The following is an 11,844-nucleotide window of genomic DNA, read 5'->3' as shown; positions in this document are numbered from 1 at the left end:
CGATATTGACAAAACAGCACAGGCAAAAGTTGGTGCGGAAACTTGGACAGTAAAGTCCGACAAAGCACCACTTTTAAAAGGAACAAAAATTAAGGTTCTTGCAATCGAGGGCGTAAAGCTCATTGTAGACCCCATATCAGAATGAGAGGTAAATAATGGCAGCACTTATTATTTTAGGAATTATCCTTTTAATCCTGCTTATAGTAATCGTAAGCAATGTCAAGGTAGTACCGCAGGCACACGCATATGTAATTGAAAGACTCGGAACATATCATGTAACTTGGTCAACAGGCTTGCATGTAAAAATTCCGTTTATCGACAAAATTTCAAAGAAAGTTTCACTAAAAGAGCAAGTGATCGACTTCCCTCCACAGCATGGAGTGAATAAAACGATACCTTCTTATAAATCTTAAAAAGCATGTGTATATCTGAAAATTGAAGATAATCAATAACAATTACTTATTTAATATTTTTAACATTTGAGCCAGTAGGCTCTTTTTTTATGCCTAAAATTCTTGTATACTCATTTTTCGTGTTGCAAGAATGGGTGACAAAAACGGTGGACTTCGCAAGCTTCATGCTCAACCAAACTCCTTAATATCTCCGACCTTCAACTTAGCTATATCACGAATGTTGGTGTTGGACAGGGGCTTTTTAAGTTTTGGGAGGTGTAAAATGCAGAAATTGCGGTGTTCGTGTCGTATCATGAGAGGTTAGAGAAAATAATCGTGTTGATTAGTGCGGAAAATCAAGGAAATTTCATTGATTTTTACACGAATATCTGCTATACTATGGTCAGTACCTTTAAGGAGGACTGCTTATGTATAGAAAGATTATGGGCTTCTTGGAAGCGTGGAAAGATAGCGTTCACCGCAAGCCCCTTATTTTACAGGGCGCAAGACAGGTCGGAAAGACCTATTCCATTCTGGAGTTCGGGCGTACTCACTATGAAAATGTGGCATACTTCAACTTTGAAACCAATCTAAAGCTGAACGAAACCTTTGAGGAAAACATCAGCCCCGATTATCTCATACCTATTTTATCTCATATCGCAGGTCAGACCATCGTAACGGAAAAAACTCTGATAGTCTTTGACGAGGTACAACTCTGCGAAAGGGCGTTGACTTCGCTCAAATATTTTTGCGAGAACGCTCCGGATTATCACATTATCGTCGCAGGCAGCTTGCTCGGTGTTGCGGTCAACAGAGTAAAATTCTCTTTTCCCGTAGGAAAGGTCGATATGAAAACGCTTTATCCTATGGATATGGAGGAATTTATGTTGGCGCTCGGTGAGGACGATTTGGTAGAGCAGATTAAAAAGTGCTTCCAAACCGATACGCCCCTGCCGTCTGCCTTACACGATGCCGCAATGCAGCTTTATCGTCAGTATCTTGTGGTCGGCGGTATGCCGGAGTGCGTGATGCAGTTTGCCGAAACAAAGGATTATATCCTTGTCCGCCATACGCAGGACACGATACTTGCAAGCTATCTCAATGATATGAGCAAGTATAACAACTTGAATGAAATCAAGAAAACCAGACTTGCCTACGATAACATTACCGTTCAGCTCTCAAAGAAGAATACCCGTTTCCAATATAAGCTGATTAAGAAAGGCGGACGGGCTTCCGAATTTAAAAATGCGATTGAATGGCTCTGCCTGTCCGGTATCGTGTCACAGGTCTACAAGGTGGAGCAAATCAAAAAGCCGCTTGAAAACTACCGTGATATTGATGCGTTCAAGATTTATGTGTCCGACTTAGGATTGCTTTGTGCCAAGAAAGATTTAGCCGCCAATGACATTCTCTATATGGTCGAGGAAATCAACGACTTCAAGGGCGGTATGGCGGAAAACTATGTCAATGTGCAGCTCTCCATTAACGGCTACCACACCTATTATTGGGAGTCTGAGCGTGGAGCTGAAATTGATTTTATCATTCAGCGTGACGGTCAGCTTATTCCTATTGAGGTCAAGTCTGCCGACAACACCAGAGCAAAGAGCTTGAAGGTCTATATGGACACCTACAAGCCCGCTTATGCTATCAAGCTCTCTGCCAAAAACTTTGGCTTTGAGGACAATAAAAAAACCGTTCCTCTCTATGCCGCATTTTGTATCTGAAATCAATATTGCAACAGTAACGCTCACGGAAAATGTGGGCGTTTTTCCCTCATCACGAAAATGCGGGATAATCAAAAGTAAATATTGAAAAAGAGCATAGGAAGCTCCAAAATTGTAGTTGAAGATACAAACAATGATGGAGAGAAACCTATGCTCTATTTTGATGATATTAAAGTCGAATTTGAAAGTCAAGAATTTAAAGGAACACATATGGAAATCAGCCTTAATAAAGATAAAAGCGTACTGTTTTTGGAGAGCGTAAGGTCAATGCAGACAGTCCGGTGGCTTTTTGAGGCTTCCGTATTTACAGCCATTATGCGCGCGAAATTAAGCAGGAAAAACTTTTTGATAAAATTGCCTCTGAGCCATTGAAATCTTTTTCGCTTAAAATTTCTTCGAACTTATTTTTCGTATTGAAAGGTAATCATTATGCTTGCGTAGTACCGGGTAAACCCGGTAACCAAGCAAAGATACAGAGATAACGGCGGTAATAACTTGCTGACTTATAAAATTGATAGTAACTTCTTAAATGATCGACTGTTTAAGAGTGTATTGAAAAACATTTTAATATTTGTTAGAATTAAAATGGTGGTGAGGATATGTTAAATATATCTATTGTTGATGACGAAACTATTTTTATTAACAATTTGATTAATAAAATTTCAGAATTTTGTGAAAAGATGGAGATGGAATGCACGATTGATAAATATTCAAATGGATATGATTTACTTGAAAACTATAAAAAGTATCATATCATTTTTCTTGATATTGATATGCCTATGATAAACGGAATAAAAGTATGTGAAAAGATCAATAAAAACAAAGGTGTAGCAGATATACCATACATTATTTTTCTTACAAGCAAGGATAATATGGTTTTTAAGGCACTAAAGCAAAAACCATATACATTTTTACGAAAATCTGAATTATACGATAATGTATTTGATTGTATAAGTCTTATTTTTAGTAAATTAAAAAATATAAGTAATGACTATATTATAAAAAGTGGGAGAGATTTTATTCTTTTAAATTTGGATGACATTTTATATCTTGAAAAAGAAAAAAATTATGTTTTCTTTTACTCCGAGCAGTTGGCATACAAAGAACGAAGTACAATGGATGAAAAGTATGAAGATTTAAACAACAAAGGTTTTATTCGAATTCATATTGGTTGTATTGTGAATGCAAAACATATTTCAACTTTTGAAACGAACAGGGTGATCCTAGACTGTGGAAAGGAATTTATTATTAGCAAAAAATATAAAGATATTGCAAAGAAAAATTATTATGATTGGTTGGTGAAAGAGTATGCTTGATGTTTTTGTTGAAATAGTGACTGATTTATTTCAGCCGCTGATGTTTTGTGGATTTTTATATCTATTTATGGAGAAACCCGATAACAGAAAAAGAAATGTAATTTGCTTTTTACTGTTCAGTACAGTAATGTTTGGCATTTTGTTGTATTCATCTCTTGTAGAATACTATATGATAATAAATGATTTAATGTTTTTGGCAGTACTGGAAATTTACTCTCTGTTATGTTTGCGTGGCAATATTTTCAGCAGAATATTTATGCCTTTGATTGCCTTTTTGATTAACACAGTGATAAGTTTTGCTTTCAGTTATTTTGTAAGCTTTTTTACAGGATATACACACTATGAATTGGTAACTGAACCTACGATTTACAGATATATTTGTATAGTGGTTATCAATTTGACTGATGTATTAGTTTTTTCAATGCTTGTAAAATTTAGAAATCATAAAGTCAATTTAAGAAAAATAACAGATGTTATAGCTTTTATTATCCTTCCTGTTATAGTTTTGTTAATCGTTTACTGTACTTTTTACATTATGGTAATCACTAAATATGAGGCTAATATAATGGTGTATCTTTCTGTAATATGCCTGTGTATGATTACTGTTACTGCAATAGTATGGTATGCGGTATCAAGAATAAGCAGGGAAAATGAAGCAAGTACAAAACTTTTGCTTATGGAACAGCAAATCGATCTTTATGAACATAACATTTTACAAAGCAATGTGCAAATTGAAAAAATCTCAAGGATAAAACATGATATGAAAAATAATCTTTTGTGCATTGATAATCTTATTTCAAACAAGAAATATCAAGATGCCCAAAAGATTTGTGGTGAGGTTTCTAAAAATCTGAAAGCTATTTATACCCCTATAGACACAAAAAATCCTTTGCTTAATGCGGTAATAAATGTTGAGCAAGAAAAAGCAGTTGCTTTGAATATTAATTTTAGTATTCAAATTGCCGATGAAATGATTGAATTTTCTGAAAACAGCGATATTGTGTCAATTATTGGAAATATGTGTGATAACGCAATAGAGTATTTAATAAAAATTGATAAGATAAATCGAAAAATGTGGCTTAAAATATATATACACGGTAATCATTATATAGTTGACTGTGTTAATAAAGTAGAAAAATCTATTTTAAATGAGAATCCAAATCTATTGACAAGTAAGACTAACGAAAATCATGGTAAGGGTATAGATATATTAAAATCTGTTGCAAAAAAATATGATGGAGAGGTGAACTTTTTTGAAAAAGATGGGTACTTTCATTCAATGATAATTTTAAAGAAACAAAATTTACCAAAAAACAAGTAATATTTACCACATTACACAAAAATAAATAAAAACTGCTATATTTAAATAAAGAATATGTTGAGGCTTATGAGTTATGTTACATTCTTTATCTAGAAATATAGCAGTTTTTTTATTTGATGACAATGATAAATTTCCTTTAGAAGTATATATCTATGGCATTGAGATATGCCTTTCATCATTAATAGGAATAATAGCCATTTTAATAATTAGTTTTATGATCGGGCGCTTTTTTGAAGGCATACTTTATATTATAACGTTATTTATTATCCGTTCGTGTACAGGTGGATATCATGCACAAACATATTTTAAGTGTAATTTAATTTATATTTTTTCTTTTTTGTGTACTATAAAATTTTACAATTTTCTTTCTAAGCAATATTTAATTTTTAATAACTATTTTTGTTTAATAATAATGATTATATCTATAATCATTATTTGGTTGTATGCACCTGTAGAAAATGTAAATAAAAAAATTAATGAAAAGAGTAAAAAAAAGTTTAAAAGACTTTCAATTATAGAAATAGTGTTAAGTTCATTTGTTGCAATTTTGATTTTATGTATGTTTCATTTTTATCAGGCACTGGTAATATTTCCTACTTTTTTTGTAATAGATATATCAGTTCTTGTTGAAGTAATTTTATCAAAAAGGAGAAATAAAAAATGAAGAAATCAATGAAAATGGCAAAAAAAATTATTGGATTTTTTGCTGTTAAATCAGCTAAGTTTGCTAGTGGGGCAGCATCATTATGTGGCTTTTGCCAGCCCAAAGAACCTGAGTTACTCAGAAACTATTTTATAAAGAATAAGAAATCATATAAAGAATGAAATTCTTATAACTTAGAAATTTTATTAAAATATCATTTTGAGGAGGAAGAAAGAAAATGCAAAAAATAAAAGGTATAAAAACTATTGTATCATGTGCATTAGTTGTAGGTTTGTGCGGATCAAGCTTTGTACAAATGGTATCGGCAGAAACAATTTTACCGGACAGCGGAATTTACATTGACAAAACGCTGTTGGAAAAGCTTAGCAGTATGTCTGACGGGAGAAATAAAAATGAAAATTAAATCTTTTATCGCACATTCTGTTGCAAAGTTAGTTATGATTGCGGCAAAAGAGGCTTCAGGAACGGCTTCCTGGTATGGTAGTGGTCAGCCAGAAGAGCCTGAAGTGCTTAAAGCCTATTTTTCTAATGTAAAAGATATTGAAAAACTAGACAAGCAATAGAAGATGATACTTTCTGCTATATGGATTACAGCAATTGGCATTTGTATATCTTATGCTTGATTCATTTGTGCAGATGTCGAAAGTTCATATATAAAATATAAAACTAAAAATAATTGTATTTTTGTAGCTATGGGATTTATGTAACATACTTTTAGTAGTTGCATATTTAATTTCGGTACAATATTTGTTAATGTTTTAGTTGCATTTGTGTTCTATGTTATCAAAAAGGAGGGAAGCGTGAATTGAAATTGAATCACAGATTCCAACTCAAAATATTAAACTAATTAAAAAAAGAAAGAGGTAATGATAATGAAATTTAAAAAGACAATTTCTGTGTTTTTAGCTGTGATTGCAGTTGCATCAACATGTATTGTTACAGCTTCAGCAAAGACTGCAAGAACAAATACATATTATGTATATCAAGAAATGTCATATGGTGAACTTACATTGACGAGTAAAACACTTGTTTCGTTAACGTATTGCGAACTTGCAAGAGCGGGTAAGATAGTTAAGGCAAACTATGTTGCTACTGCAAATGGAAAGTTAACAAGTCTTAGTGCACAAGCAGGTGGAAATTATAACACTAATAGTTTCAATCGTTGTACCGATTCCAGTTCAAACTATGCTGAAACATCTGTATCAGCACAGAACGGGGTTTCTTTGAAAAGTGCTAAAAGTTATCATAAAGTACGCATTAGTTCTTATGTAACATGGGATAGTGCGCAGTGTGAAGGTAATACTAATGGATATGATATTCCTTATATAGTTCTATAATAAAGCAAATATTCATCAAAGAGTTATGTCGGTATGGTTTGTTTTTAACATTCTGATATTGCATAACTCTTTAATTGTTTTTGGAGGATACCGTAAATGAAAAAATTATTAAGTGCGTTACTAATTGCTTTATTGTTGCCGACTATGATGTTGATGTCTGCATGTAATGACGCAAGCAAAACTTCAGATGATAAATTATCATTTGACTACACAACAAATTTTCAATATTATTACAGTAACTTGAACGGAATAAATTTTCCTGTGACAAAATCAGAAAAAGGGTACTATGTGTTTTTGCCTAATAATTACCTTTACTATATTGACCGTAAATCACAGGCGGCAACACCGCTATGTAACAAGCCTAATTGTTCGCATAACAGTGTTGATTGTAATGCATACTTTAATTTATTTGTAAATGCATCAGGAGAATCAGCTAATATTGTGCAATATTATGACGGTAATTTATATATTGTTGTAAAAGATGAAGATGCTATGGGTAATTTTCTCGGAAATATATTGTACAAAGTTACACCCGATGGATCAACAAGGGAAAAACTGATTGAATTTAAAGACGGCATTTCGCATTGGTTGATTCATAAAGGTTATTTTTATTTCTCACAGGATAAGTTTGCCGATGATATTGATTCGTCCTCAGTTTATGACAGCTTTTCGATAAAAAGATATAAAATAAATAACATTAAATCTAAGCCGGAGGAAATCTTTAACAGCAAAAATTACAGTGATAATCTTAGAGGTACTTTCCAATTTACCGCATATGATGACTATATTTATGTGCCGGTTCTTCCTATTTCAGAAGATGAAATTAAAAAGCAGGAGGAAAGCGGAAAGGTAACAGTTTCTACGTATCAGGAATTTTATTCGATTAATATCAATACGATAAAAATAAACCAAATTAGAAATGATGAAGGTGATGTTTGCTCGCCGTTTTTCTATAATGGACAGCTAACATATCTCATTGATAATTCGGATACTAACGGTAAGTTTAAATATTTTACAAGTGAACTCGACGGAAGCAATCCCAAACTTTTAACGGAAATGAATTACGGCGATAATTTGTTTGCAAATGAATCACAGCTGTATTTACAGAACTTTAGTGAAGATACAGATGAAAACGCAGCAACTGAAAGTGACGGAGATAATGTTAAGTCTCTTGACGCTTCATTTAATGAAAAAAGTTCGTTTTTAATACCTTTTGAATGTTCAGTGTTAAACATTCCCCAGGATTCAGATTGCTTCATATTTGTTCAACAGGTGGATAATATGAATTGCGAGATTTATTTTGTTGATAAGTCAAAAACAGAATCTCTGTCAGGACAAACAGTGGAATATAAAACATTATTAAGTTCCGTGAATGTCGAGGGTGAAAATAATAACGCATTAAGCCAAGTAGATGAGAATGAAAAAATTGATACTAATGATAATGAATTGAAAAATGTTTTTGAAAATACACAAAATAAGTTGTATAAGATTTCAACATCATATGACAAAACGCTTTCTGATGAAGTCAATAGCGGCTTTTCAGTAACTTTATCTTGGGCGGGTGACGGAGGTAATTATACTGGAAATTTTCAAATATTGAAATTTAAAACCGCAGCTAATGCCGAAAAATTCGTTAAAGAAAATCCTCTTTCTTTTGTAAATGGTCAATATGTAGCTTTTGTATCTGTTGATAAAATTCCCGTAGAAATTAAAGATATGTTAGTTTCTATTATAAGAAATGAACCTATTTCGCCAATTAACAGCACTGATTTTGGCGGAGAAATCTACTCATTTAATTAAGGTTGTAATAATATGAAATTGATTATGTTCGAGATTTACAAACTGTTCAGCAAAAAACTGCTTTTAATATGCCTTGTTTTGTTTTTTACTGCAAATTCAATATTCTTGGTTTACACTCAATCAAATAATCTTGAAGTAAAAACAGTACATACTAATTTATCTGATTATGAGAATATAATATCTAAATATTCAGATTATGTGCCGACTGAAGCAGAACGACAACTTGAAAGCGAATTAAAAACAGTTGAAATCGCTCTTCAATTTGACAGAACGGCAGATAACAGCAACGGCGATGATCTAAAAAATCTTGGGCGAATTACCGAACAATATAAGGCGGAGAACCCGGAGGAATACAAAAAGGCGCGGGCGTTACATTATACAAAACAAGAGCTTCTTGATAAACAAACCTATCTTTCAAATTTGGTAAATCAATGCAAGTCTTTAGTTGATTATAGCTCTTTTATAGGCGATATGGATGAGCGCGCGCAGATGCAGACAAAGTTCTCGGTTTTTGCGGAAGAAGGTTCGTTTTCATACAACAACATATTAAAAACCGCCGAGGATTTTAAAGATGTTAATAATACAAAGCTTAAAATCGGAAACAATTTTGCCGTAGAAAATTCAACAACATTTGTTCTGACCGATTTGCTCGTATTTGCGCTTGTATTTTTAATGTGCATCTATATTTTTACATTGGAAAGGGACAAGGAATTATACGGGCTTATCAGAACCGCAAAATACGGACGTATGCCGCTTATTATTTCAAAATTATTCGTCCTTATCTTTTTTACGATTTTAATATGCGCAGTATATTATTCTTCAAATATTGCACTCTGCGGATTGTACAGCGGCTTCGGCGATATGACAAGGAATATTCAGTCCTGCGAGCTTTTTATGAATTGTAATTTAAAGCTGCAAATTTGGCAATATCTTGTTTTGTGGGGTTTATCAAAAATAATCACGATGTGCGTGCTTGCCCTTTTTATCGCGCTTATATTTGTTTTAGTAAAAAATACGGGAATGGTTTTTGTCGTTACCGCATTTTGGGTTTTCATTGAAGGAGTTCTTTATCTTGCAATAGGAAGCAACTCTCCCCTAAATCAGCTTAAGTATATAAACTTTTTATACTTTTTAAGCGGAAATAATATTTTCGGAAATTATCTTAATATCAATATTTTTTCACATACTGTAAATATTACCCTGATTTACGTTATAGCTATGATATTGATTGCTATTGCTTCCGTAACGGTAATTTGCATGTCTTTTGTAAAATCCGCGCAAATAACGACAAACAATATATTTACGCCAATGCTTGAAAAATTCAGACGAAGGTTTTATAAAATTCAAGGCGGCGTTTCAATATTCAAAGGCGAATGTTTTAAGCACTACAAAGGCTCAATGGCAATAATAGCGATTATTCTGCTTGTTTTTGTCGCCTACGGTAATGCTACTGATGATATTTCGGTTGTATACAGTTCGGCTCAGGAAAGCGCATACAGCGCGTATATTGATAAGCTTGAGGGCGAGCTTACGCAGGAAAAAGAAGATTATTTGCGGCGACAGCAGGATTATTTTGACGGACTGAATGAAGAGCTTAACACCATTTCAACTGATATGTCCTTATCGGCTGAAGAAAAAGAAATAAGGATAACGGCTATAGATTCGATTTTGAAAACCAAGGGCGCCGCCTTTGAGGAGATTTCAAATCAAGCCTCGTACATAAAAGAGGTCGGAGAGCGTTATCATATTACTCCCATATTCATTAACTATATTGTTTATAAAAGACTTGCCCAAAATCCGTCAAGAGAATGGCAGTATTTTACCTTGCTTATGGCAGTAATAATATTTATATCGTCCGATATATTTGCATATGAGCATAAAAAGCATATGATTGATCTAATTCGCTGCACAAAAAAGGGCAAGCTGAGGCTTGTACTTTCAAAAGTAATGACACTTTCGCTTACCACGCTTATATCATATACTTTAATTTATTTGCCTTATTATATAAATTTTATAAAAACCTTTGGAACAGAGTCGTTAAACACTCCTGTTGTATTTATGCAGGACTTTGCAAATATTGGCAGTACAATTTCCGTAAACAGTATGATTTTTATTACGGCGGCAGTGCATATAGCGGAGGCTGTCTCGGTTATGACGGCGGTTGCTATGCTTTCTCAAGTATTAAAGAATAATATATTGTCTATGATTGTCGGGGCAGTGATAGTATTATTTCCGTGCCTGTTATGTATGAATTTGACCGATATAAGATTATACACAAGCTTTCAAAAAGGCAGTTGGATGTGGCTTGTCCCGAGTTTGATAGTATTATGCGTATTCCTGCTGATGATTTGTTTAACTATAATTGCATTTAACTTTTCTAATATTGAATTTAAAGCTATGAGAAGGTGTAAAAATGAGGCTTGAAATAAAAAATTTATGTAAAACATATAAAAAAGGTGTAGTTAAGGCACTTGATGATTTCAGTGTGACCTTAACGCCGGGCGTTTATGGCTTGCTCGGACCAAACGGCGCAGGCAAAAGCACCCTTATGAATATCATCACCGACAACCTGAACGCCGACAGCGGAGAAGTTCTCTATGACGGCGAGGAAATTAAAAAACTCGGCAAAGACTACAGAACAGTTCTCGGCTACATGCCACAGCAACAGGGCTTGTACGATGACTTTACGCTCAACCGATTTTTGTGGTATATGGCGGCTTTAAAGGGATTAAAAAAGAAGGAGGCTAAGGAAAAAATAACCTCACTTCTTGATACGGTAAATCTCACTAATGCGGCACATAAAAAACTCGGCGGATTTTCGGGAGGTATGAAACAAAGAGCCTTGATTGCTCAGGCACTTTTGAATGACCCGAAAATTTTGATTCTTGATGAACCGACTGCGGGCCTTGACCCAAAAGAGAGAATTCGTATCCGCAATTTTATAAGTGAAATTGCAGAAGATAAAATCGTGCTCATTTCTACTCATGTTGTGTCCGATATCGAGTTCATTGCTAAAGAGATTATACTTCTAAAGCAGGGAAAACTCGTGTCACATGATACCTGCCAAAATCTTGTAAATGAAATTGCAAATAAGGTAGTTGAGGTGGAAATTGAAAAAGAGGAATTAAAATATTTTCAGGATAATTATCGAGTTTCAAATCTCTATCATAATGATGATAAAATCGTAGTAAGATTAGTAACAGATAATCCCCCTGAAAATCATAAAATAACAATTGCAAACCCAACCCTTGAAGATTTGTACCTCTATATTTTTGAACAAGGAATGTGAT

The 11,844-nt window shown here is 33.5% G+C and carries 13 protein-coding genes and 1 pseudogene; all 14 read left to right on the top strand.

Going from position 1 to position 11,844, the window contains the following annotated elements; genetic code table 11:
- Positions 1-4: 4 nt before the first annotated feature.
- Positions 5-145 carry an NfeD family protein gene (locus tag RBATCC27255_RS10760; protein ID WP_423242036.1) on the top strand — a complete coding sequence of 47 codons (141 nt, stop codon included), beginning with the start codon at positions 5-7 and terminating at the stop codon, positions 143-145.
- A gap of 10 nt (positions 146-155) precedes the next feature.
- Positions 156-389: pseudogene (locus tag RBATCC27255_RS05745) on the top strand (SPFH domain-containing protein); the annotation flags it as partial.
- A 431-nt stretch (positions 390-820) separates the two neighbouring features.
- Positions 821-2,116, top strand: a complete 1,296-nt coding sequence (locus RBATCC27255_RS05740; protein ID WP_101029132.1) for an ATP-binding protein — start codon at positions 821-823, stop codon at positions 2,114-2,116.
- A gap of 84 nt (positions 2,117-2,200) precedes the next feature.
- Complete coding sequence (locus RBATCC27255_RS05735; protein ID WP_147639971.1) at positions 2,201-2,488, top strand: hypothetical protein; 288 nt, start codon at positions 2,201-2,203, stop codon at positions 2,486-2,488.
- A gap of 227 nt (positions 2,489-2,715) precedes the next feature.
- Positions 2,716-3,432 (top strand): LytR/AlgR family response regulator transcription factor, encoded by a 717-nt coding sequence (locus RBATCC27255_RS05730; protein WP_101029130.1) that lies wholly within the window; start codon positions 2,716-2,718, stop codon positions 3,430-3,432.
- Positions 3,425-4,753 (top strand): sensor histidine kinase, encoded by a 1,329-nt coding sequence (locus RBATCC27255_RS05725; protein WP_101029129.1) that lies wholly within the window; start codon positions 3,425-3,427, stop codon positions 4,751-4,753. Before RBATCC27255_RS05730 ends, RBATCC27255_RS05725 begins: the two co-directional genes overlap by 8 nt.
- Positions 4,754-4,826: 73 nt before the next feature.
- Complete coding sequence (locus RBATCC27255_RS05720; RefSeq protein WP_101029128.1) at positions 4,827-5,417, top strand: accessory gene regulator B family protein; 591 nt, start codon at positions 4,827-4,829, stop codon at positions 5,415-5,417.
- The gene (locus tag RBATCC27255_RS10305) at positions 5,414-5,578 is read left to right on the top strand and encodes an AgrD family cyclic lactone autoinducer peptide (RefSeq protein ID WP_147639970.1); all 165 of its coding nucleotides are present in this window, start codon (positions 5,414-5,416) and stop codon (positions 5,576-5,578) included. Before RBATCC27255_RS05720 ends, RBATCC27255_RS10305 begins: the two co-directional genes overlap by 4 nt.
- Positions 5,579-5,634: 56 nt before the next feature.
- Positions 5,635-5,820, top strand: a complete 186-nt coding sequence (locus RBATCC27255_RS05715; RefSeq protein WP_101029127.1) for a hypothetical protein — start codon at positions 5,635-5,637, stop codon at positions 5,818-5,820.
- Entirely contained in the window at positions 5,810-5,980 is a 171-nt protein-coding gene (locus tag RBATCC27255_RS05710) for a cyclic lactone autoinducer peptide (RefSeq protein ID WP_101029126.1), read from the top strand. The genes RBATCC27255_RS05715 and RBATCC27255_RS05710 overlap by 11 nt, the downstream gene beginning before the upstream one ends.
- A gap of 309 nt (positions 5,981-6,289) precedes the next feature.
- Positions 6,290-6,754: a hypothetical protein gene (locus RBATCC27255_RS05705; protein WP_101029125.1), complete on the top strand. Its 465-nt coding sequence runs from the start codon at positions 6,290-6,292 to the stop codon at positions 6,752-6,754.
- Between the two features lie 96 nt (positions 6,755-6,850).
- Positions 6,851-8,554 carry a hypothetical protein gene (locus tag RBATCC27255_RS05700; protein ID WP_101029124.1) on the top strand — a complete coding sequence of 568 codons (1,704 nt, stop codon included), beginning with the start codon at positions 6,851-6,853 and terminating at the stop codon, positions 8,552-8,554.
- A gap of 12 nt (positions 8,555-8,566) precedes the next feature.
- Positions 8,567-10,978 carry a hypothetical protein gene (locus RBATCC27255_RS05695; RefSeq protein ID WP_101029123.1) on the top strand — a complete coding sequence of 804 codons (2,412 nt, stop codon included), beginning with the start codon at positions 8,567-8,569 and terminating at the stop codon, positions 10,976-10,978.
- Entirely contained in the window at positions 10,968-11,843 is an 876-nt protein-coding gene (locus RBATCC27255_RS05690; protein ID WP_101029122.1) for an ABC transporter ATP-binding protein, read from the top strand. The genes RBATCC27255_RS05695 and RBATCC27255_RS05690 overlap by 11 nt, the downstream gene beginning before the upstream one ends.
- The last annotated feature ends 1 nt before the right edge of the window (position 11,844 follow it).

This window comes from Ruminococcus bromii, assembly GCF_002834225.1.
GTDB classification, from domain to species: Bacteria; Bacillota; Clostridia; order Oscillospirales; family Acutalibacteraceae; genus Ruminococcoides; species Ruminococcoides bromii.
This window is presented reverse-complemented; position numbering and strand designations above follow the sequence as displayed.

Excerpts from the sequence above, each read along its gene's own strand:
- RBATCC27255_RS05740 (WP_101029132.1), top strand. The coding sequence starts at position 821 with ATGTATAGAAAGATTATGGGCTTCTTGGAAGCGTGGAAAGATAGCGTT.
- RBATCC27255_RS05730 (WP_101029130.1), top strand. The coding sequence starts at position 2,716 with ATGTTAAATATATCTATTGTTGATGACGAAACTATTTTTATTAACAAT.
- RBATCC27255_RS05725 (WP_101029129.1), top strand. The coding sequence starts at position 3,425 with ATGCTTGATGTTTTTGTTGAAATAGTGACTGATTTATTTCAGCCGCTG.
- RBATCC27255_RS05720 (WP_101029128.1), top strand. The coding sequence starts at position 4,827 with ATGTTACATTCTTTATCTAGAAATATAGCAGTTTTTTTATTTGATGAC.
- RBATCC27255_RS10305 (WP_147639970.1), top strand. The coding sequence starts at position 5,414 with ATGAAGAAATCAATGAAAATGGCAAAAAAAATTATTGGATTTTTTGCT.
- RBATCC27255_RS05715 (WP_101029127.1), top strand. The coding sequence starts at position 5,635 with ATGCAAAAAATAAAAGGTATAAAAACTATTGTATCATGTGCATTAGTT.
- RBATCC27255_RS05710 (WP_101029126.1), top strand. The coding sequence starts at position 5,810 with ATGAAAATTAAATCTTTTATCGCACATTCTGTTGCAAAGTTAGTTATG.
- RBATCC27255_RS05705 (WP_101029125.1), top strand. The coding sequence starts at position 6,290 with ATGAAATTTAAAAAGACAATTTCTGTGTTTTTAGCTGTGATTGCAGTT.
- RBATCC27255_RS05700 (WP_101029124.1), top strand. The coding sequence starts at position 6,851 with ATGAAAAAATTATTAAGTGCGTTACTAATTGCTTTATTGTTGCCGACT.
- RBATCC27255_RS05695 (WP_101029123.1), top strand. The coding sequence starts at position 8,567 with ATGAAATTGATTATGTTCGAGATTTACAAACTGTTCAGCAAAAAACTG.
- RBATCC27255_RS05690 (WP_101029122.1), top strand. The coding sequence starts at position 10,968 with ATGAGGCTTGAAATAAAAAATTTATGTAAAACATATAAAAAAGGTGTA.